At 62.9% G+C, this 19820-nt stretch carries 21 protein-coding genes and 1 tRNA gene; 11 read left to right on the forward strand and 11 right to left on the reverse strand.

The annotated features are described in order from the left end of the window. Positions 1-96 precede the first annotated feature (96 nt). From LMTR13_RS15905 to LMTR13_RS15920, 4 genes are all read left to right on the forward strand, one after another. Positions 97-164 (forward strand) — tRNA-OTHER (locus tag LMTR13_RS15905). Positions 165-572: 408 nt separating this feature from the next. Continuing rightward, a complete protein-coding gene (locus tag LMTR13_RS42530; RefSeq protein ID WP_236843397.1) occupies positions 573-1199 on the forward strand; it encodes an SPFH domain-containing protein in 627 nt (208 codons plus the stop codon). Next, positions 1196-1723: a slipin family protein gene (locus LMTR13_RS42535; protein WP_236843398.1), complete on the forward strand. Its 528-nt coding sequence runs from the start codon at positions 1196-1198 to the stop codon at positions 1721-1723. Before LMTR13_RS42530 ends, LMTR13_RS42535 begins: the two co-directional genes overlap by 4 nt. 441 nt (positions 1724-2164) lie before the next feature. Then, on the forward strand, positions 2165-2926 hold the full coding sequence (locus LMTR13_RS15920) for a Crp/Fnr family transcriptional regulator (protein WP_065728692.1): 762 nt from the start codon (positions 2165-2167) through the stop codon (positions 2924-2926). Between the two features lie 63 nt (positions 2927-2989). Here LMTR13_RS15920 and LMTR13_RS15925 read toward each other — a convergent pair whose 3' ends face one another. The 4 genes from LMTR13_RS15925 to LMTR13_RS15945 form a co-directional block, all read right to left on the reverse strand. Then, on the reverse strand, positions 2990-3187 hold the full coding sequence (locus LMTR13_RS15925; RefSeq protein WP_065728693.1) for a hypothetical protein: 198 nt from the start codon (positions 3185-3187) through the stop codon (positions 2990-2992). A gap of 459 nt (positions 3188-3646) precedes the next feature. Beyond that, positions 3647-4114 carry a phasin family protein gene (locus tag LMTR13_RS15935; protein ID WP_236843399.1) on the reverse strand — a complete coding sequence of 156 codons (468 nt, stop codon included), beginning with the start codon at positions 4112-4114 and terminating at the stop codon, positions 3647-3649. Positions 4115-4536: 422 nt separating this feature from the next. Then, complete coding sequence (gene groL / locus LMTR13_RS15940) at positions 4537-6177, reverse strand: chaperonin GroEL (RefSeq protein WP_065728695.1); 1641 nt, start codon at positions 6175-6177, stop codon at positions 4537-4539. A 90-nt stretch (positions 6178-6267) separates the two neighbouring features. Then, positions 6268-6582 (reverse strand): co-chaperone GroES, encoded by a 315-nt coding sequence (locus tag LMTR13_RS15945; protein WP_028349896.1) that lies wholly within the window; start codon positions 6580-6582, stop codon positions 6268-6270. A gap of 379 nt (positions 6583-6961) precedes the next feature. Here LMTR13_RS15945 and LMTR13_RS15950 point away from each other — a divergent pair, with 379 nt between their 5' ends. Beyond that, entirely contained in the window at positions 6962-7249 is a 288-nt protein-coding gene (locus LMTR13_RS15950; protein ID WP_028349895.1) for an usg protein, read from the forward strand. Between the two features lie 149 nt (positions 7250-7398). Then, positions 7399-7947, forward strand: a complete 549-nt coding sequence (locus tag LMTR13_RS15955; RefSeq protein ID WP_065728696.1) for a cupin domain-containing protein — start codon at positions 7399-7401, stop codon at positions 7945-7947. A gap of 118 nt (positions 7948-8065) precedes the next feature. Here LMTR13_RS15955 and LMTR13_RS15960 read toward each other — a convergent pair whose 3' ends face one another. The 6 genes from LMTR13_RS15960 to LMTR13_RS15985 form a co-directional block, all read right to left on the reverse strand. Further along, on the reverse strand, positions 8066-9316 hold the full coding sequence (locus LMTR13_RS15960; protein WP_065728697.1) for a NupC/NupG family nucleoside CNT transporter: 1251 nt from the start codon (positions 9314-9316) through the stop codon (positions 8066-8068). 183 nt (positions 9317-9499) lie between these two features. After that, positions 9500-10264: an SDR family oxidoreductase gene (locus LMTR13_RS15965; protein ID WP_065728698.1), complete on the reverse strand. Its 765-nt coding sequence runs from the start codon at positions 10262-10264 to the stop codon at positions 9500-9502. A 13-nt stretch (positions 10265-10277) separates the two neighbouring features. Continuing rightward, positions 10278-11036: a proteasome-type protease gene (locus LMTR13_RS15970; RefSeq protein ID WP_065728699.1), complete on the reverse strand. Its 759-nt coding sequence runs from the start codon at positions 11034-11036 to the stop codon at positions 10278-10280. Between the two features lie 310 nt (positions 11037-11346). Further along, complete coding sequence (locus tag LMTR13_RS15975; RefSeq protein ID WP_065728700.1) at positions 11347-12186, reverse strand: transglutaminase family protein; 840 nt, start codon at positions 12184-12186, stop codon at positions 11347-11349. 98 nt (positions 12187-12284) lie between these two features. Next, on the reverse strand, positions 12285-13229 hold the full coding sequence (locus tag LMTR13_RS15980) for an alpha-E domain-containing protein (RefSeq protein ID WP_065728701.1): 945 nt from the start codon (positions 13227-13229) through the stop codon (positions 12285-12287). 16 nt (positions 13230-13245) lie between these two features. Then, positions 13246-14664 carry a circularly permuted type 2 ATP-grasp protein gene (locus LMTR13_RS15985; RefSeq protein WP_065728702.1) on the reverse strand — a complete coding sequence of 473 codons (1419 nt, stop codon included), beginning with the start codon at positions 14662-14664 and terminating at the stop codon, positions 13246-13248. Between the two features lie 219 nt (positions 14665-14883). Here LMTR13_RS15985 and LMTR13_RS15990 point away from each other — a divergent pair, with 219 nt between their 5' ends. The 3 genes from LMTR13_RS15990 (at position 14884) to LMTR13_RS16000 (ending at position 16879) form a co-directional block, all read left to right on the forward strand. Then, positions 14884-15624, forward strand: coding sequence for a competence/damage-inducible protein A (locus LMTR13_RS15990; RefSeq protein ID WP_065728703.1), 741 nt, complete (start codon positions 14884-14886; stop codon positions 15622-15624). A 41-nt stretch (positions 15625-15665) separates the two neighbouring features. Beyond that, complete coding sequence (gene gpt, locus LMTR13_RS15995; protein WP_065728704.1) at positions 15666-16184, forward strand: xanthine phosphoribosyltransferase; 519 nt, start codon at positions 15666-15668, stop codon at positions 16182-16184. A gap of 80 nt (positions 16185-16264) precedes the next feature. Further along, positions 16265-16879, forward strand: coding sequence for a hypothetical protein (locus LMTR13_RS16000; RefSeq protein WP_065728705.1), 615 nt, complete (start codon positions 16265-16267; stop codon positions 16877-16879). 95 nt (positions 16880-16974) lie between these two features. Here LMTR13_RS16000 and LMTR13_RS16005 read toward each other — a convergent pair whose 3' ends face one another. Continuing rightward, complete coding sequence (locus LMTR13_RS16005) at positions 16975-17997, reverse strand: methionine synthase (RefSeq protein ID WP_065728706.1); 1023 nt, start codon at positions 17995-17997, stop codon at positions 16975-16977. Between the two features lie 234 nt (positions 17998-18231). On the opposite strand from LMTR13_RS16005, the gene LMTR13_RS16010 reads away from it, so the two are divergent. Together LMTR13_RS16010 and LMTR13_RS16015 are read left to right on the forward strand one after the other, a co-directional pair. Further along, positions 18232-18840 carry a 2-hydroxychromene-2-carboxylate isomerase gene (locus LMTR13_RS16010; protein WP_065728707.1) on the forward strand — a complete coding sequence of 203 codons (609 nt, stop codon included), beginning with the start codon at positions 18232-18234 and terminating at the stop codon, positions 18838-18840. Beyond that, complete coding sequence (locus tag LMTR13_RS16015) at positions 18840-19814, forward strand: NADPH:quinone oxidoreductase family protein (protein WP_065728708.1); 975 nt, start codon at positions 18840-18842, stop codon at positions 19812-19814. Before LMTR13_RS16010 ends, LMTR13_RS16015 begins: the two co-directional genes overlap by 1 nt. The last annotated feature ends 6 nt before the right edge of the window (positions 19815-19820 follow it).

The raw sequence follows: 19820 nt of genomic DNA on the forward strand, positions 1-19820 counted from the left end.
TGTCCGCGCTCCTTCGCTTTGGCCATGGGTTCGGGCTCGTTGTGATCCCGACTGGCGCGGGCCGGTCTCCGGTTTCGTGTTCCGCCGAACGAAGACGCGATTGTAGCTCATGGAGAGCGTCGGGGGATACCCCGAAGGCATCGGTTCGATTCCGATCTGTTGCACAACAAAGGATAGCTCAGTGGTAGAGCAGATGACGTTTAATCATCGTGACGCGGGTTCGAATCCCGCTCCGCTCCGGTTCAGCCTGAAAAGCTGATTCCTCTGACGGGGACCGGACGCGCGCTTCAGTCGCAGTCCGGCCGCATCGCCGCTAAGGCTTTTCGTCCGAACTAAGACACTGTGAGACCGGCTTTGCGCCGCGGTGGATACCGCTTGCGCGAGATGCCGGGTGGCAACGTTCGAGCGCTCGACGCAAGTCGAGCGATCGCGCGCGTGCGCCCGCTATCTGCGCAAGCTCAAACCCGGCCCGCCGAGCTTTCAGGAAGCGTCGTCCGCGTCCTCACATCCTTTGCAAAACGAAACCCGCTTTCCGACCCCGCGGGCCGGAGGGCAAACCATGGAGGCGTGCCATGACCTGGCACTTGCTGATGAAGACGTTGACGGTGAAGGATGGCGAGCGCGCGTTGCTGACGCGCAACGGCAGGCTCGAGCGCGTGCTCGAACCCGGCCGCCACCTCCTGTTCGATCTGCGGCGTCAGTGGACGGCGGAGGTCTTCAACATCGTTCGCACCGAATTCCCTGTGGAGCGTTACGCGGTGCTGAAGGCCGCGCGGCCCGATCTGGCCGCGGAGCTGTTCGAGGCGGTGGAGACGAAGGCGAATGAGATCGCCATCGTCAGTCTCGATGGCCGCCCCGTGCACCTGATGACGCCCTGGCAGGCGCGCGTCTACTGGAAGGTCGCAACGTCGATCGATGTCGAGCGCATCGATGTGGCCAGCGATCCCCGCGTGACCGAGCGCCATCTCGCGATGATCGAGCGCAACCGTCCTACCGTCGTGACGGAAGCGGTGGTCGAGAACCATGAGGCCGGCCTGCTCTATGTCGAGGGCCGGCTGGTGGAGCGGCTGGCGCCCGGGCGGCACGCCTTCTGGATCGCCGGCCGCAAGATCGAGGTCAAGCGCCTCGATCTGCGTCCTCAGGCGGTCGAGATCACCGCGCAGGAAATGCTGACCAGGATCGCATCGCGCTGCGTGTGACCCTGACGGCATTCCGCCGGATCGTCGACCCCGTGCGCGTGGTCGCGGCCGTGCCCGACGTGGATGCGTGGCTGTACCGCCTGGTGCAGTTCGCGATCCGTGAAGCGGTTGCGGGCCGCACGCTGGACGAGGTGTTGTCGGCGAAGGCTGCGCTCGACGCGGAGCTGCGCGATTACGTGCGTGATCGTGTCGCGGACAGCGGTGTGGAGGTCACGGAGCTTGGCGTAAAGGACGTGATCCTGCCCGGCGAGATCCGCGAACTCGTCAACAAGGTCGTGGAGGCGGAGCGGGTCGCGAAGGCGAACCTGATCCGCCGGCAGGAAGAGACCGCGGCAACGCGCTCGCTCCTGAACACGGCCAGGCTGATGGAGGAGAACCCTCTGCTGCTGCGGCTCAAGGAGCTGGAGTCGCTGGAGCGGCTGGTGGAGAAGGTCGGCCGGATCGACCTGCATGCGGGCGACGGGCAGGGCCTCGACGCGCTGCTGAGCAAGCTGGTCCGCATCAAGTCTGCGGAGAACGCGTGACAGGAAGGGTCGCCTACGGGCGGCCCTTCACTACTTCTGATTGGGTTGAATCGTGACGATATGCTCTGTGACCCGTTCTCTGTCGTCGCCTTCTATGAAGAAGAGCGGAGGCCGTTCTACGGTGGAAAAGTCTCCGCGAATAGCGCGCTGTCTTGCCGTGCGCCGGAATGGAACCGTGCATCCCCGTAAGCTTACGGTGTTACCCATGCGCATTTTGCGGTTGCGTCCGGCGGCGCATTTGCATCTAACTCCTTGAGATACCGCGAGCAGCCTGCCTCGCGCCCACGTTTGGAGTTTGTTGTTAGAGCGAGAGCCTGTTTGAGTGAGTATGCGTAAAAAAGGCATTTTCAATCTTATGTTAAAGCTCCCGTTCCACGACGCTCCAGACGGAGATGGTCGCCGACGCCCCAAGGGTTTCCCGCAGTGACGCCTCGCCGCGGAATGGGAAATCGCCTTCTTGCAGCATTGCCGGCGTCGGACTTCGATCTGCTGGAGCCCGAGCTTGAGACGATCGCGCTCGATCAGGACGCGGTCCTTTTGCGGGCGGGTGACGCAATCGAGTACGTCTACTTCCCTCATAGCGGCGCCATCTCGCTGATGATCGACATGGCGGACGGACACACGGTCGCCACAGCCGCAGTCGGGCGTGAGGGGGCAGTAGGCATTCTTTCGGTGCTCGGGCCGTCACCTTCAGATATGACCGCGATCGTTCGTGCGGCGGGTACCGCCTTTCGGATCCCCGCATCGCGATTTCACGCCGCTTTCAACCGGAGCCCCGCGATCCGGCAAGCGGTCCAGATTCACGTCAGGGCGATGCTGATGCAGCTTCAACTCGGTTCAGCCTGCAATGCGCTTCACCCGGTCGAGGCGCGCATGGCTCGCTGGTTGCTTCAGCTTCGCGACCGGGTCGACCATGATGTGCTCCCGCTCACCCAGCAGGCGCTATCGCAAATAGTCGGTGTGCGACGCACGACGGTGACGCTTCTGATGCGCAACTTGCGCGCGCGTGGAGCGATCAAGGCCGATCGACGAGGCTTGATCGAGATCGATCCGGCGCGGCTCGCGGCGGTCGCATGCGAATGCCACAACGTCATGCATCTCGAAGTCGAGGAGATGTTCGCGCTCCATTCGGCCCGATCTCGCGCGGCGGTTCTGCCCGAAGATCGGCGGATTCCGGGAATCAAATCGGGCGGCGCCGTGTGAGCGCGTGTCCGCGCGACCACTCGACCTTCTGGAACCACATCATGGGGTGGATTCTTCGCCCGATCAGGTTCTCTGCCGCCAATTGCGGTCGAGTGCCGGCTCGGATGCCGCCTCGAGCTTCGCAATCTCTCGCAACACCCTCGCGGTCTGGCGCAGCTCGTTGCGCTCAGGGCCCGGCTTCAGCCGTCGCGCTTCGTCAAGAAAGCCCTTGGCTTGCAGAAGCCAGATGGATGTGTCGGTTGAGATTTGCGTGCGCGCCATGGTGTCCCTCCATCGCGATCATCACTTGATCTGTGCCGACGCTTACGCCGGGGAGCCAGCGCTGCGACGTCGCACGCGGATGCTCGGCTCATCGACCCAGGCTTCTCGCGCGAACCAGGCGTGATCGGTGTGACAGATCACGCAACGGGTCCGCGAGAAAAACACTGCGCTGCGGCTAAAGCTCTCGCGATCAGTCTTGATGCCGGTGGGTATCGGATGTCCGGTTCGCGGACATTTGACCATGACCATTCCCATATCGCCCTCCCTCGAGATTGGCTTTGTCGTTTGAAAAAGCACCGGCCGGTTGGAATGCGCTTATCGGTGCGGTTACTTGGGGGGCATCGCGCACCGCGTCTGATAGAGCATCGGGGTAGTGGGCCGCATGCTCATCGCTGGGCTGTTCCAACCGGCCGGATCCCTCCTTGACGTAGTCCTGGATGTGATTGAGCGCCGGTATTTTTAGCCGGTTTGATGGAGAGCCTTGGTGAAGTGCTTCCGGATCGGCTCACCCGTTTCCGTCGCAAGCTTCTGGGCAAGCGTCCACAATTCCCTGTTCTGGTCAGAAGCGGTGTCGAACGCCTTGCGCGCCTGTGCGGCGGACAAGGTGAGGACATCGGTAGCTGACTTGCTGCCGAACAGATGGACGAAGAAATCGAGGGTGGAGGCGGCATTGGCGTTTGAGATTTCGAACAGCTTGAGTCCGTAATCGGTCGCGCTCCTCGCATTGCTCGAATAGCTCTCGCGCAGCGCTTCCGTCATCTCCTCCGAAGCGGTCTTGATTTTCTCGCAGCCTTCGCGTGCGCGGGCGAAGCCCTGCTCGGTAAGCTCACGAACCACGCCAGGCGCGGCGATCTTGGAGAAGTCCAACCACGGCATTCCGAAAATATGCGTTCCGTTCGGCTTGGCTTTCATTTCGCTTTCACTCACGGCAACATTACCTTTCCAAGCGAAAGCGTTCCTTGCGACGCCAGCTTGCGTCACGAGAGCTCACGCTTCGCGTTCGATCAGATTGTGGATGAGGATTTGATTCCAGCCCTCGATGTCACTTTGCCTAGGAGAGGCGGGACTGTCGGTTCGTTTTGCGACTCTCGCGAAAAGTTTTTTTGAAATTGTCAACGCATACGCTGGTATATTTTACACAGCGCTGTGCATAACCGGGATAGCTCAAGCAGCGGGAAGGTTTTGCTTCAGCGTGACGTTGCAGAGACACCGCGCCGTTGCGGTCCGGATCCGCCCAAACAAAAACCCCGGCATCGCTGCCGGGGTTTTGCATTTCGCATTCGTTGAGCGGTCCCGGGTTCTGCGGAGCGGCATGAAGAATGCCGCACCGCGCCCGGGACAAGCCGGCCTTAGAAGTCCATGCCGCCCATGCCGCCGCCCGGAGGCATTGCGGGGCCGCCGGCGTTCTTCTTCGGCAGTTCGGCGATCATGGCTTCGGTGGTGATCAGGAGAGCCGCGACCGAGGCCGCGTTCTGGATCGCCGCACGAACCACCTTGGTCGGGTCGATGATGCCCTTGGAGACCAGGTTGCCGTATTCGCCGTTCTGCGAGTCGAAGCCGTAGGAGTACTGCTCCTTCTCGAGGATCTTGCCGACGATGACGGAGCCGTCTTCACCGGCGTTGATCGCGATCTGGCGGGCCGGCGCGGACAGCGCCTTGCGCACGATCTCGACGCCGGTCTTCTGGTCGTCGTTCTGGGTCTTGAGGCGCTTGAGCTGCTCGGTGGCGCGGAGCAGGGCGACGCCGCCGCCCGGCACGATGCCTTCCTCAACCGCCGCGCGGGTCGCATGCATCGCGTCATCCACGCGATCCTTGCGCTCCTTCACTTCGACTTCGGTCGCGCCGCCGACGCGGATCACGGCGACGCCGCCCGCGAGCTTGGCCAGACGCTCCTGCAGCTTCTCACGGTCGTAGTCCGAGGTGGTTTCCTCGATCTGCGCCTTGATCTGCTGCACGCGCGCCTCGATGTCGGCCTTCTTGCCGGCGCCGTTGACGATCGTGGTGTTTTCCTTGTCGATCATCACCTTCTTGGCGCGACCGAGCATCTGCAGCGTGACGTTCTCGAGCTTGATGCCGAGGTCTTCCGAGATCGCCTGACCGCCGGTCAGCACCGCGATGTCCTGCAGCATGGCCTTGCGGCGATCGCCGAAGCCAGGAGCCTTGACGGCCGCGACTTTCAGACCACCACGCAGACGGTTGACCACGAGGGTGGCGAGGGCTTCGCCTTCGACGTCTTCGGCGACGATGACCAGCGGCTTGCCGGTCTGCACCACGGCTTCGAGCAGCGGCAGCAGCTCGTTCAGCGAGGACAGCTTCTTCTCGTTGATCAGGATGTAGGCGTCGTCCATTTCAACGCGCATCTTGTCGGCGTTGGTGACGAAGTAGGGCGAGATGTAGCCGCGGTCGAACTGCATGCCTTCGACGACGTCGAGTTCGGTCTCGAGCGACTTGGCTTCCTCGACCGTGATGACGCCCTCGTTGCCGACCTTCTTCATGGCGTCGGCCAGGAACTTGCCGATTTCGGCGTCGCCGTTGGCGGAGATGGTGCCGACCTGGGCGATTTCCTCGTTCGAGGTGACCTTCTTGGAGTTCTTGACGAGGTCGGCGACCACGGCTTCCACGGCCAGGTCGATACCGCGCTTCAGATCCATCGGGTTCATGCCGGCGGCAACCGACTTGGCGCCTTCACGGACGATCGCAGCCGCGAGCACGGTCGCGGTGGTGGTGCCGTCGCCGGCCGCGTCCGCGGACTTCGAGGCGACTTCGCGCACCATCTGCGCGCCCATGTTCTCGAACTTGTCGTCGAGCTCGATCTCCTTGGCGACGGTGACGCCGTCCTTGGTGATGCGGGGAGCGCCGAACGACTTGTCGAGCACGACGTTGCGGCCCTTCGGGCCGAGCGTGACCTTGACGGCGTTGGCGAGAATGTCGACGCCGCGCAGCATGCGGTCGCGGGCGTCGACGCCGAATTTGACTTCTTTGGCTGACATATTTGGTTTCCCTGAGTTGATCTTTGTTTCTCACCCTGTGGGGGAGGCGCCTTGCGGGCGCTCCTCAGGGTGAGCGTGGCAGGCGATGTCTTAGGCGGCCTTCTTCTTGGCCGAGGTGACGTCGAGTACGCCCATGATGTCGGACTCCTTCATGATCAGGAGCTCCTGGCCGTCGATCTTGACCTCGGTGCCCGACCACTTGCCGAACAGCACGCGGTCGCCGACCTTGAGGTCGATCGGGATCAGCTTGCCGGCTTCGTCACGGCCGCCCGGGCCGACGGCGACGACTTCGCCCTGGGAGGGCTTTTCCTTGGCACTGTCCGGAATGATGATGCCGCCAGCGGTCTTCTCTTCGGCGTCGATGCGTTTGACCACGACGCGGTCGTGAAGCGGACGGAAGTTCATGCAGTCCTCCTAAACGTCTGGGAATGTTGTAGAATTCTGGAATTTTGGCAGTCCGGGCCAGCGAGTGCCAGCTCGGCTGCGGCTGATTTAGGCCAGTATTCTTCGGGGGACAAGGGCTTCTAGCAGAAAAATTGGCACTCAAATATGTCGCCTGCCAATTTCATTAATCATGATTAACCGGACGGCGGCACGCTGGGACCGATATTAGCACGTGCGGTAAGCTGCTGCTAACGCGCGAATTTTCAACAAATCATTAAACATTTAGGCTTGTGATGGGTTGGTATCGTGCGTCACATTTCTCTCATGTGAGCGCATCTCCGCCGGGGTGGCTCGGTGTGTGGCCACCACGACAATGCGCTCCTGAACCGGAGGTATTGGCATGGTCTCGCGGGTTGGAGTGGCTTCCGACGACTTCCGGAAGCAGGTGCTGGGTTACGGGCTGACGACGGCGCAAATTCTCTATCGGATGCCGGATCACCCTTCATTGCTGCAGACCTATGTCTGGCAGAACTACGATCTGTTTCCGAAATTCCCCGCGCTGAAGGACTTCCTCGCGTTCTGGCAGGAAAAGCTTGATGGCCCGCTGTTTTCCGTGACGGTGGCGCATTCCAGGCTGATCAAGCCGACCGAGCTTCGCGCGGTCGACGGTGTGTTCAGGCTGCATTGAACTGCAGGTCTCGTAGGGGTGCGCAAAGGCGCGACAGCGCCGTGCCCACCATCTGACACTCCGCTCGCGAAGGTGGGCACGCTGCGCTTTGCTCACCCTACAAAAGTTTTCTGTGTTAGCCTCCCGCCACAAACAAAAGGGAGGCACGCATGGCCAAAAAGAAAGTGGCATCACGATCCGCGGCGCAGCCCGCCGTGAAGAAGAAATGGGCGGGCCACAAGACAGCAGCCAAATCCTCAGCCCGCAAGACGGTCAAGTCAAAGGCGCGGGACGTGCCGGTAGCAAAATCGAAGCCGGCCAGGAAGGCACGGCCGAAGCAGCGCATCGCCATCAGCCATCACCGCGAAGAAGATTTCAAGGCCGATGGTCTGCGCGCTTATGCCAAGTACCGCGATCTCGGGATTGCCGACGCCACCCACGGCCTGGCGCAGGCGCACGTCATCCGCCTCCAGGGTCCGTGCAACCCCGCGGAAGTCTCAAAGTTGCATTACCACGACGTCGAATTCCAGATGGTCTACGTGCTCAAGGGCTGGGTGAAGACCTACATGGAAGGACAGGGCGAGACGCTGATGCAAGAAGGCAGCGCCTGGACCCAGCCCCCGCGCATCAAGCATCTGATCATGGATTATTCGGACGACGTCGAACTGCTGGAGGTGATTTTGCCGGCGGAGTTCAAGACGGTGGAATTGGCGAGTTAAGGCGCTGTCATTCCGGAGCGACGCGTCAGCGTCGAATCCGGAATCTCGAGATTCCCCGATGCGCTATTGCGCATCTGAGGTCTGGTGCTTGCGCACCGTCCCGGAATGACGCGGAGCGTCACGTCAACACCCCCACCACCGCCCCCATCAAACACGTCGCCAGGGTGCCTGAGACGATCGACTTCAGCCCGAGCGCATTGATCTCCTCGCGCCGCCCCGGGGCCATGGTGCCGAGGCCGCCGATCATGATGCCGAGGCTGGCGAAGTTGGCAAAGCCGCACATCGCGTAGAGCATGATCAGCCGCGAGCGCGGATCGAGTGCATCCGCGCCGAGTTTCGAGAGGTCGAGATAGGCGATCAGTTCGTTGAGCACGGTCTTGGTGCCCATCAGGCTTCCGGCCGTGACGGCTTGCGGCCAAGGCAGGCCCATCAGCCAGCACACCGGCGCCATCAGAAGCCCAAGCAGCCGCTGTAGCGAAATTTTGGCGCCGCCGATCTCTGGCAACAGCCCGAGCATCGCATTGACGAGATAAACCAGCGCCACCAGCACCAGCAACATCGCGACGATGTTGAGCAGCAGTTCGAGCCCGGCCGCGGTGCCCTTGGCGATGGCGTCCATCGTGGAGGACGCGTGCATGTCGGGATCTCCGAGCGAGCCGCCAGTGCGCTTGTCCGAAGTCTCCGGCACCATGATCAGGCTGATCAGGATCGCGGCCGGTGCGCCGAGCACGGAGGCGATGACAAAATGCGCGGCGGCATCGGGGATCAGCGGCGCGAGGAACGTGGCGTAGAGCACCAGCACGGTGCCGGCGATGCCGGCCATGCCGCCGGTCATGACCAGGAACAATTCGCTGCGCGTGAGCTGCGCCAGATAGGGACGGATGAACAGCGGTGCCTCGACCATGCCGAGAAAGATATTGGCTGCGGCCGACAGCCCCACTGCGCCGCCGACGCCGAGCGTGCGCTCCAACAGCCACGCCATGCCGCGCACGACCGGCGGCAGCACGTGCCAATAGAACAGCAACGTCGTCAGGACGCTCATGACGAGCACGATCGGCAGCGCCTGAAATGCCAGGATGAAATCCGCGCCCGGCGCCTTGAGATCGAACGGCAGCGCACCGCCGCCGAGATAGCCGAACACGAAGGAAGTGCCGGCGCGCGTCGCCGCCGCGATCGTGCCCACGGCGTCGTTGATGGCGCCGAACGCCTTCGCCACCGGCGGCAGCTTGAGCAGCACCAGCGCGGTGACGATCGTAACGGCAAGGCCGACCGCCATCTGCCGCAACGAGACCGCGCGGCGGTTCTCACTGAGCGCCCATGCGATCGCCAGCAATGCCAGCACGCCAAACGCCGATTGCAGTTGCAGCATGAATCCCCCGAAAACCCCGGCCGGGATTATGCCAATCTTGTCGATTTGTGAAAGCCCAACTCAACTCGTGTCCCGGACGCGGTGCAGCGTCACTTCGGCACTGCGCGACGCGCGGAAAGCTAAGCCCCGGCTCAGCAGCGCAGCACTTCGCGCCGCGCTGCGTCCGGGGCACGGGCGCGCACGTCAGCCCCGTCCGACGAACGGCATCTTGGTTGCCATGACCGTCATGAACAGCACGTTGGCATCGAGCGGCAGGCCGGCCATGTAGGCCACGGCGTCGCCGACTGCCTTCGCGTCCATGCGCGGTTCGTGCTTCATCGTGCCGTCGGGCTGCATCACACCGGGTCCGGCGACCATGCGGTCGGTCATCGGCGTCGCGGCATTGCCGATGTCGACCTGGCCGACCGCGATGTCGTACATGCGGCCGTCGAGATTGGAGGCCTTGGTGAGGCCCGTGATCGCGTGCTTGGTCGAGGTATAGGCGGCCGAGAACGGCCGCGGCGCATGCGCCGAGATCGAGCCGTTGTTGATGATGCGGCCGCCGCGCGGGGTCTGATCCTTCATGATGCGAAAGGCGTGCTGGGTGCACAGGAACGGGCCGGTAAGGTTGGTGTTCACCACCGCCTGCCACTGCTCGAGGCTGAGGTCCTCGAAATTCACCGGCGGCGCGCCCATTCCGGCATTGTTGAAGAGCACGTCGAGCCGGCCATAGGTGTCCTTGACCTTCTGAAAGAGGGCTGCGATCGAGGCCGGGCTGGTCATGTCGGCGGAAACGCACAGGCTCTTGCCGACATTGTCGCCGAGCTTCTTGGTTTCTTCCAGCATCTCCATGCGACGCCCGGCGAGCACCACGGTGTAGCCGGCATTCATCAGCGCCAGCGATGCCGCGCGTCCGACGCCGGTGCCGGCACCGGTTACGAGCGCGATCTTGTTGGTTGCGTCGGCCATTGTTTCCTCGCCTTCAGTTCTTGGTTTCTGTTTCGGATTTGTAGGGTGGTCTCGGAATATTCTGGTGCGCCGCGCGCAAGGCCGCCGACCAGCGCGAACGCAGATCGTGGAAATAGGGTTCGCCGGCCTCGATGCGATGGTTGAGGTCGGCCTCGCAGGCATCCGCGCGCACCACCAGCACGTCGATCGGCAGGCCGACGCCGAGATTCGAGCGCATGGTCGAATCCATCGAGATCAGGCCGGTCTTCAGCGCCTCATACAGTTCGACGTCGTAATGCATCGCGCGATCGAGCACCGGCTTACCGTATTTGTGCTCGCCGATCTGCAGGTAAGGCGTGTCGGTGGTGCATTCGATGAAATTGCCGGCGGTATAGACCATGAACAGCCGCATCCGCGAGCCCTTGATCTGGCCGCCGAACAGGAAGGAGACGTCGAAGGAGACGTCTTCGGATCGGAGCGCCGGGCCTTCGGTGGCATGGACCATGCGGATTGCCCTCCCGATGCGCTGCGCGGCCTGGAACATGGTCGGCGCGTTCATCAGCGTCTCGACCTCGCCGGTGTTGGGGTCTTCGATGCCCTCGGTCAATGTCGAGAGCACCGACTGGCTGATCGCCAGATTGCCGGCGCTGGCGACCGCCATGATGCGCTCGCCGGGTTTCGAGAAAATGTGGAGCTTGCGGAAGGTCGAGACATTGTCGAGGCCGGCATTGGTGCGGGTATCCGCGATCATGACGAGACCGTCCCGTACCAGAATTCCGCAGCAATAGGTCATTCCCGATCCCCGAACGCGTCTGTTTTCGGCGGCCAAACTAGTAGCCAATTTCGAAGGGCCATCCAACCCCAATTCCCTCGTGGCGCGGCAGGCGCCGGGCGGGTGAAACCTTCATACCGAAGGCGGGGAACGCCTGCGGAATTTCCGGCCGCACGACAACAGCCAGTGCAATAATCTGCGGTTTTGAGGGTGTGTAGCTGAATAAGTGATCGGTAGGGTGGGCAAAGGCGCATCGCGCCGTGCCCACCATAATCCCCACGATCTCAATGCTTAATGGTGGGCACGCTTTGCTTTGCCACCCTACGCAGGGCTACTGCGATTGGCTTTGCCACTGACCCGGCCGCCCGGCCTGTTCGACCTTGACCGCAACCGTCAGCGTCTCCGTGCCGCCGCCATAGCGGGTGCCGCGTACCGGGGCCGCGCCGAGATAGTCGAGCCCGATCGCGACGCGGGCGTGGGCGTCGGTGGTGCAGATGCCGTTGGCGGCATCGAAGCCGACCCAGCCGAGATCGGGCACGTAAGCTTCCGCCCAGGCGTGGCCCGCCTGCTGGTGCAGCATTCCGTCCGAGCGCAGGAAATGCCCGGAGACGAAGCGCGCCGGCACGCCGCCGGAGCGGGCGCAGGCGATGAAGATATGCGCGTAGTCCTGGCAGACGCCGCGCTTGAGCGCAAAAGCTTCCGCCGCCGAGGTGCCTGAATTGGTCGGGTCCTCGTCAAACGTCATGTGCTCGCTGATCTGCACCATCAGCGCATGCAGGAAACCGACCACGTCGCCATCGGACTCCGAGCGCAGCTCGCGGGCAAAGGTCGCCATCGCCGGATTGACTTCGGTTAGTGCGGTCTGGCGCAGGAACAGGCTCGGCGGAAAGCGCTCATCGGTGCCGCGCAGCACGCCGCCCGTGTCATGGGTCTCGATCAGGCCCTCGACATGGATGGTGAGGTCGGCGATCGGTCCGTGGGTGAGCACATGCGTGACGTTGCCGAACGCATCCTGGTGCATGTCGAGGCGAGAGTCGGTCGAGACATCGATCTGCCATTCGGCGACATACTGTCCGTCATGGCTGCCGGGCGTCATGCGCAGGATCTGAATCACGCCCGTGGCCGGCGGCTCGTAGCGATAGCTGGTGGAGTGGGCAATTCGCAGGCGCATGGCGTACCGTAGTTTCCACTGTCATTCCGGGGCGCGAAGCGAACCCGGAATCTCGAGATTCCGGGTCTGGTCCTTCGGACCATCCCGGAATGACGACATCAAATCAAATACTGCTTGGTGATGATCTCACCGAGCCTCGAATTGTCCGCGATGAATTCCTGGATGAACTCATGGACACCGTGCTGGAAGATATCGTCCATATGGCTGTGTTCAAGCCGGTTGCGAACCCCGCGGGCATGGCGCTGGGCGGCGCCCTGGCGGCCGTAGGCGACGCCGATCTGGTCGAGATTGCGCACCAGATTGCTGTAGCAGCTCGCCAGCGACCGCGGCAGCGTATCGTTGAGGATCAGGAGGTCGGCGATCAGCCACGGTTTCAGCGTCTCGCGATAGACCCAGTGGTAGGCCGTCAGCGCCGACACTGAACGTAGGATCGAGGTCCACTGGTAGTAGTCCAGCGGGCCGCCGACGTGCTCCTCCTCGGGCAGCAGCACGTGATATTTCACGTCGAGAATGCGCGCGGTGTTGTCGGCGCGCTCCAGATGCAGCCCCAGCCGCGAGAACCAGTAGGCGTCGTTGCGCAGCATGGTCCGGTAGGCCGAGCCGTCGAACCGCAACGAAGTCTCCTGCACGAAGCGCAGAAACCGCGCCAGCTCCTCGCGGCTCGACGTGCCCTTGCCCCAGACTTCCTGCAGCTCGATCCACGCCGAATTGATGGTGTCCCACATCTCCGATGTCAGCGCGGTGCGAACCGAGCGCGAATTGAGCCGGGCGGCCTCGATGCAGTTCTTGATCGAGGAGGGATTCGAAGGCGAGAATGCCAGGTACTCGACGACGTTCTGTTCGGTGGCCTCCAGATAGACCTCGTAGAAGCTCGCGCTGACGCCGGCCGTCAGAAGCGCCGATTCCCACTCATTGGTCTTGCCGATATAGGCCGCGGGCAGCGCGGTGACACGCAGCGTCGCGTCGATGGTGCGCGCGATGTATTCGGCGCGCTCGACGTAGCGGGCCAGCCAGTACAGGTTTTCGGCAGTGCGCGACAGCATACGAAAATTTCGCTCTCTATTCGTCCAGTATCCAGGTGTCCTTGGTGCCGCCTCCTTGGCTCGAATTGACCACCAGCGAGCCTTCCTTCAGCGCCACCCGCGTCAATCCGCCCGGCACGATGGTGACGTGCTTGCTTCCCGTCAGCACGAAGGGCCGCAAGTCGACATGGCGCGGCGCGAGGCCGGACGCGGTGCAGGTCGGGCAGGTGGAGAGCGCCAGCGTCGGCTGGGCGATAAAGCCCTCCGGCTCGCGCTTGAGTTTGTCGCGGAACGCCTCGATCGTCGCCTTGGTCGCGGCGGGACCGATCAGCATGCCGTAGCCGCCGGAGCCGTGCACTTCCTTCACCACCAGTTCGCTCAGATTGTCGAGCACGTAGGACAGGTCCTTCGGCTCGCGGCAGCGCCAGGTCGGTACGTTCTTCAGGATCGGTTCTTCGCCGAGATAGAACTTTACGATCTCCGGCATGTAGGAATAGATCGCCTTGTCGTCGGCAATGCCGGTGCCGACCGCGTTCGCCAGCGTGATATTGCCGGCCGCATAAGCCGACATCAGCCCGGGCACACCGAGCGCCGAATCCGGCCGGAAGGTCAAGGGATCGAGGAAATCGTCGTCGACGCGGCGATAGATCACATCGACGCGTTTCAGGCCCTCGGTGGTACGCATGAACACCTCATCGTTCTTGACGATGAGGTCGCGGCCCTCGACCAGTTCGATGCCGAGCTTGTCGGCGAGGAAAGAGTGCTCGTAATAGGCGGAGTTGTAGACGCCGGGCGTCATCAGCGCGACCGTCGGCTCGGCCGAGGCGGAGAGCGGCGCCACCGAGCGCAGCGCCGACAGCAATTCGTCCGGATATCTCTCCACCGGCGCCACGCGGTGGCGGGCGAACAGGTCCGGAAACAGCCGCATCATGATTTCGCGGTTTTCCAGCATGTAGGACACGCCCGAGGGCGTCCGCGCATTGTCCTCCAGCACGATGAAATTGTCGGCGTCGACCCGGACGATGTCGATGCCGGCGATGTGCACATAGACGTCGTGCGGCACGCTCTGGCCGTTCATCTCGGGACGGAAGACCGGGTTCTGGAAGATCAGGTCGTCAGGGATGAGGTTGGCGCGCAGGATGTCGCGGCCGTGGTAGATGTCGCGCAAGAACATGTTGAGCGCGCGGACCCGCTGCTTCAGGCCTTTTTCCAGCAGGGACCATTCTTTTGCCGACATGATTCGCGGGATCACGTCGAAGGGGATCAGCCGCTCCTGGGCTTCGGCGTCGCCATAGACGGCGAAGGTGATGCCGATCCGGCGGAACAAGAGTTCCGCCTCCTGCCGGCGATACTCGAGCGCGTCCGGAGGCGTCTCCTTCAGCCAGCGGGAGAGCTCCCGATAGGCCGGGCGGAGGTCCCCGCCGGGGCCGTTCATCTCATCGAAGGCAACTGCCATAAATCCTGACTATCTCTCGAAGCCATGCGGCACAGTGCATGACATTACAGGATGGTAGCAAGGCTCGGGCCAGCGCGATATGCAATGGCTTGCGGCATTTCGTGTGGGTAGCCGGCCGCGCTGCCCTAAAAAAAGGCGGCCGGGTGCTTATTTCGGCAGCAAACCCCCGTGACTTCAATGCGTTGCTTGCGCAAAGTACGGGACAGGTGGGGAGAAGTCATGAGCGAGATCGTCACGGCGGGTATTCTGGTCATCGGCGACGAGATCCTGTCCGGCCGGACCAAGGACAAGAACATCGGCTTCATCGCCGAGTACCTGACCAACATCGGGATCGATCTCAAGGAGGTCCGCGTCGTCGCCGACGACGAGACCGACATTGTCGACGCCCTTAATGCACTGCGGAAGCGTTACACCTACGTCTTCACCACCGGCGGCATTGGGCCGACCCATGACGACATCACCGCCGACAGCGTCGCCAAGGCCTTCGATGTCGGGATCGGTCATCACCCGGAGGTGGTGGCGCGCTTCCGCGAGCGCTGGAGCGAGCAGGATCTGAACGAGGCGCGGCTGCGCATGGCCCGCGTGCCCGACGGCGCCGAACTGATCCAGAGCGCGACCATCCTCGCGCCCGGCTTCAAGCTCGGCAATGTCATCGTGATGGCCGGCATCCCCTCGATCATGCAGGCGATGATGGACATCGTAGCGCCCAAGCTGAAATCGGGCGTGCGGATGCTATCCGATTCCGTGCGGGCCAATGCGCGCGAAGGCGACATCGGCGGGCCGCTGCGGGAAATCGCCATCGCCCATCCCGACACCATCATCGGCAGCTATCCGTTCATGGACGAGGACAAGAGGCCGAACACCAACCTGGTGGTCCGCTCGCGCGATCCCGACAAGCTCAACGCCGCGATGACTGCGGTGAAGGAGATGCTTGCGGCATTGAACGTCACCACCCGGTAGCAGACAGGCCAGGACAAGACGAAGCGACAAGGCGAAGCAGCGTGGCAGACAATAATTACGAACCGAGCGCCGAGGCGAAAGCCGGCCGGCCTTTTCCGGTGTCCTGGGACCAGTTTCACCGGGATTGCCGGGCGCTGACCTGGCGGCTCAACGAGGTCGGGCCGTTTCATGCCATCATAGCGATCACCCGCGGCGGCCTCGTGCCAGCCGCGATCGTGGCCCGCGAACTCGGCATTCGCATCATCGATACCGTCTGCGTTGCGAGCTACGACCACACCAGCCAGGGTGACCTGCAGGTGCTCAAGGGCGTGTGTGCCGATGTCGCCAAACTCGGGGGCGGTACCGGCAAGGGGCTGTTGATCGTCGACGACCTCGTCGATACCGGCGCCACCGGGCGGCTGGTGCGCCAGATGCTACCCGATGCGCATTTCGCCACCGTCTACGCCAAGCCGAAGGGCAAGCCGCTGGTCGATACTTTCATCACAGAAGTGTCGCAGGACACCTGGATCCATTTTCCCTGGGATACCGCGCTGTCGTTTCAGCCGCCGATCCGTCCGTGAGCGTAGGACGAATAGCGAATGGCGAAATAGCGAATAGAGAAAGATACCATTACTCGCCATTCGCCACTCGCGCCCGTCACATGCCCCTGCAAAACCGCGTCACACCCACTGGCGACATCATCGCAACTCCGCATCGCGGCCTGTTCACCGGCAACCGCGGCATCATCCATGATCCCGCGACCAAGACGCTATTGAGGAAGCGCTGGTCGAGCCCGGCGTGGATCACCTGCGTCTGCGAGTTCAGGGGCTGGCGGCGGCCGGTAATGGGCCGGCGGAGCTGGACGGAGCTGTTCTTCCTCGACGAGGCGACCGCGTTCGCGGCCGGCCATCGCCCATGCTTCTTCTGCCGCCGCGACGAAGCCAACCGTTTTCGCGCCGCGTGGGAGAAGGGGAACGGCGTTTCGAATATTCGTGCGCGTGAGATGGACAGCCTACTGCATCGCGAGCGGCTGGAACGCGGCAAGAAGCGGCTGCATGCGCTGCCGATGCCGGTGGCGCAACTGCCCGACGGTGCGATGGTGCACCGGGATGAGGAGAGTTTTCTGATCGTGCGGGGCAGGGCGCTGCAATGGTCGATGACCGGCTATCGCAAGGTGGAAGGCGCAATCGGGGACGTAATCCTGCTGACGCCGCCGTCAACGCTGCGCGCATTCAATGCCGGATATCGGCCGGTACTGCATCCAAGCGCGAGTTAGCTAGCGGAACTGATGCGCGGTCTGCCCTCTCTCCCGCTTGCGGGGGAGAACTGCACCTTGACCCTCCACCGCGCGCGGGAGAGGGAAGGGAAGCATCATCCGAGCTTCTGCCGCGCCAATTTCGCGCCGGCGCCCAGCGCCGCCAGTTTCGCCTCCGCGACATCTCTCCGCATCGGCGCCATGCCGCAATTGGTGGTCGCGACGATGTTGTCAAGCGGCACGAATTTCGCGACCGCCTCGATCACCTTGACGACATCCTCGGCCGTCTCGACCGTGTCGCTGGCGACGTCGATCACGCCGGCCTGGATGATCTTGCCAGGAAGCAGGGCCAGCAGATCCAGAGGCACTTTCGAGTTGCGGCACTCGATCGCGACCTGCTGGATCGGGCTTTTGGCGATCGCCGGGAAAATATCCTCGTATTGCCGCCATTCGCTGCCCAGCGTCTGTTTCCAGTCGGTATTGGCCTTGATGCCATAGCCGTAGCAGATGTGAACCGCGGTGGCGCAGGTCAGCCCTTCGGCTGCGCGCTCAAGTGCCTTGATGCCCCAGTCGGAAACTTCATCCATGAAGACGTTGAAGGCGGGCTCGTCGAACTGGATCACATCGACGCCGTCGGCCTGCAGCGCCTTGGCCTCGTTGTTGAGCAGCTCGGCAAAGGCGAACGCCATCTTGACCTTGTCTCCATAGAACCGGTCTGCGACGGTGTCGGCGATGGTCATCGGGCCGGGCAGGGTGAACTTTAGCTTGCGGGTGGTATGGGAGCGGGCGACGCGGGCCTCGTCCGCATGGACGCGGCCCTTCAGCGTCAGCGGCGCTGTCACCTGCGGCACCATCGCCTTGTAGCGATCCTTGCGGATGCCCATCTCGACCTTGTGGGCGAAATCGATGCCCTCGACCTTCTCCAGGAAGCCGTGAACGAAATGCTGGCGGGCCTGCTCACCCTCGGTGACGATATCGATGCCGGAATCTTCCTGCAGCTTCACTGCCAGCATGGTGGCGTCGCGCTTGGCGCGGGTGAGCTCGTCGCCTTTAGATTTCCAGGGCGCCCAGAGCGTGTTGGGCTCGGCCAGCCATTCCGGCTTCGGCAAGGAGCCTGCGATCGTGGTTGGAAACAGCATGGGAGCCTCCCGGTCGGTTCGGATTGAGCGCCTGTCTGCCATGTCTTAAGATCAAGGTACAGAACAACAAAAGTCCCCATTGCCGGGAAAATCTCGATCATACTGGAGGAACTGGGCTTTCGGTAGGCCACGAGGCAGCCGCCGCGGCGGCGGCCCCTCCAGTGCCCTCATCCTTCGAGACGCGCGTTCCGCGCTCCTCAGGATGAGGCTCGAGAACCAACAAAAGGAAATTCCATGCTCGAATTCTTCTTCGATTGCTCCAGCCCCTGGACCTATCTTGCCTTTCATAACATCCAGCCGCTCGGCAAGGAGCTCGGTGTCGAGATCACCTGGCGGCCGATCCTGGTCGGCGGCATCTTCAATACTGTCAATCCGAGCGTCTATGCGCAGCGCGAAACACCGGTGCCGTTGAAGGCGCGCTACATGAAGAAAGACCTCGCCGACTGGGCGCGCTCGGCTGGGCTTTCGATCAAGATGCCGCCGACGGTGTTTCCGGTGAACAGCGTCAAGGCGATGCGCGGCTGCGTCTGGCTCGGAAACGACATGGTGCCGTTCGTCACCGCGGTGTTTGAGGCCTATTGGGGCGGCGACAAGGACATCTCGCAGGATTCGGTACTGACGGAAATCTGCAAGAAGGTCGGCATCGACCAAGTCAAATTCTTCGAGGGTATCGGCCAGCAGGCGATCAAGGATCAACTCAAGGCCAACACGGACGAGGTGATGGCGCGCGGCGGTTTTGGCTCGCCGACGATCTTCGTTGACAAATCAGACATGTACTTCGGCAACGACCGGATGCCGCTGATCCGCGAGGCGCTGGAGCGCCTGAAAGCGCGGGCTGCCTGATGCCGAGAGCCGTCGTCTGCCGCGAGCTCGGGCCGCCCGAGCGCCTGCGCCTCGAAACGTTTGCCTCGGCACCACTCGCGCCGGGGCAGGTGCGCGTCGCCATCCGCGCCGCCGGCATCAATTTTCCCGATATTTTGATGGCAGCGGGCGAATATCAGCTTAAGCCGCCATTGCCGTTTACACCGGGCGTGGAAGCCGCCGGCGATGTCGTCGAAGTGAACGAAGCGCCGGGCGTCGCGGTGGGCGACAGGGTCATCGTCAAGATGCGTCACGGCGCCTATTCCGATGAAGCGGTCGCCGCGGCCTCGCAGCTCGTGCGCCTGCCGTCGACGTTCGATTATGCCGAGGGCGCGACGTTCCTGGCCGGCCATGGCACCGCCTATCACGCGCTGATCGACCGCGGGCGGTTGGAACCAGGCGAAGTGCTGCTGGTGCATGGCGCGGGCGGCGGCGTCGGGCTTGCCGCTGTCGAGATCGGCAAGGTGCTCGGTGCGACCGTGATCGCGACCGCTTCAAGCGATGAGAAGCTTGCGATTGCGAAAGCGAGGGGCGCCGATCATCTCATCCGCTACGACCAAGAACCGTTCCGTGATGCCGTCAAACGCATCACCGACGGGCAGGGTGCTGATGTGGTGTTCGATCCCGTCGGCGGCGAGGTGTTCGAGAACTCGATGCGCTGCATCAATTGGGGTGCGCGGCTCCTGGTGATCGGCTTCACCGGCGGCATCGGTCTCGCCAAGACCAATCTGTTGATGATCAAGGGCGCCAGTGTATTGGGCGTCCGTGCCGGCGAAGCGGTGCGGAGAAATCCCGCGCTTGGCGAGGTGCGGATCAAGGCGCTGACGCAATGGGCGGAGGCCGGCACAATCCGTCCCAACGTCTCGCATCGGCTACCGCTGGAGGATTACGCGAAGGCAATGCGGCTGTTGATCGACCGCAAGGCGATCGGACGGGTGGCGCTGACGATGGGGTAATACTCC

It is taken from the genome of Bradyrhizobium icense (genome assembly GCF_001693385.1).
In the GTDB taxonomy this organism is placed as follows: domain Bacteria; phylum Pseudomonadota; class Alphaproteobacteria; order Rhizobiales; family Xanthobacteraceae; genus Bradyrhizobium; species Bradyrhizobium icense.

Excerpts from the sequence above, each read along its gene's own strand:
- LMTR13_RS42530 (WP_236843397.1), top strand. The coding sequence starts at position 573 with ATGACCTGGCACTTGCTGATGAAGACGTTGACGGTGAAGGATGGCGAG.
- LMTR13_RS15920 (WP_065728692.1), top strand. The coding sequence starts at position 2,165 with ATGGGAAATCGCCTTCTTGCAGCATTGCCGGCGTCGGACTTCGATCTG.
- LMTR13_RS15925 (WP_065728693.1), bottom strand. The coding sequence starts at position 3,187 with ATGGCGCGCACGCAAATCTCAACCGACACATCCATCTGGCTTCTGCAA.
- groL (WP_065728695.1), bottom strand. The coding sequence starts at position 6,177 with ATGTCAGCCAAAGAAGTCAAATTCGGCGTCGACGCCCGCGACCGCATG.
- LMTR13_RS15945 (WP_028349896.1), bottom strand. The coding sequence starts at position 6,582 with ATGAACTTCCGTCCGCTTCACGACCGCGTCGTGGTCAAACGCATCGAC.
- LMTR13_RS15950 (WP_028349895.1), top strand. The coding sequence starts at position 6,962 with ATGGTCTCGCGGGTTGGAGTGGCTTCCGACGACTTCCGGAAGCAGGTG.
- LMTR13_RS15955 (WP_065728696.1), top strand. The coding sequence starts at position 7,399 with ATGGCCAAAAAGAAAGTGGCATCACGATCCGCGGCGCAGCCCGCCGTG.
- LMTR13_RS15960 (WP_065728697.1), bottom strand. The coding sequence starts at position 9,316 with ATGCTGCAACTGCAATCGGCGTTTGGCGTGCTGGCATTGCTGGCGATC.
- LMTR13_RS15965 (WP_065728698.1), bottom strand. The coding sequence starts at position 10,264 with ATGGCCGACGCAACCAACAAGATCGCGCTCGTAACCGGTGCCGGCACC.
- LMTR13_RS15970 (WP_065728699.1), bottom strand. The coding sequence starts at position 11,036 with ATGACCTATTGCTGCGGAATTCTGGTACGGGACGGTCTCGTCATGATC.
- LMTR13_RS15975 (WP_065728700.1), bottom strand. The coding sequence starts at position 12,186 with ATGCGCCTGCGAATTGCCCACTCCACCAGCTATCGCTACGAGCCGCCG.
- LMTR13_RS15980 (WP_065728701.1), bottom strand. The coding sequence starts at position 13,229 with ATGCTGTCGCGCACTGCCGAAAACCTGTACTGGCTGGCCCGCTACGTC.
- LMTR13_RS15985 (WP_065728702.1), bottom strand. The coding sequence starts at position 14,664 with ATGGCAGTTGCCTTCGATGAGATGAACGGCCCCGGCGGGGACCTCCGC.
- LMTR13_RS15990 (WP_065728703.1), top strand. The coding sequence starts at position 14,884 with ATGAGCGAGATCGTCACGGCGGGTATTCTGGTCATCGGCGACGAGATC.
- LMTR13_RS16000 (WP_065728705.1), top strand. The coding sequence starts at position 16,265 with ATGCCCCTGCAAAACCGCGTCACACCCACTGGCGACATCATCGCAACT.
- LMTR13_RS16005 (WP_065728706.1), bottom strand. The coding sequence starts at position 17,997 with ATGCTGTTTCCAACCACGATCGCAGGCTCCTTGCCGAAGCCGGAATGG.
- LMTR13_RS16010 (WP_065728707.1), top strand. The coding sequence starts at position 18,232 with ATGCTCGAATTCTTCTTCGATTGCTCCAGCCCCTGGACCTATCTTGCC.
- LMTR13_RS16015 (WP_065728708.1), top strand. The coding sequence starts at position 18,840 with ATGCCGAGAGCCGTCGTCTGCCGCGAGCTCGGGCCGCCCGAGCGCCTG.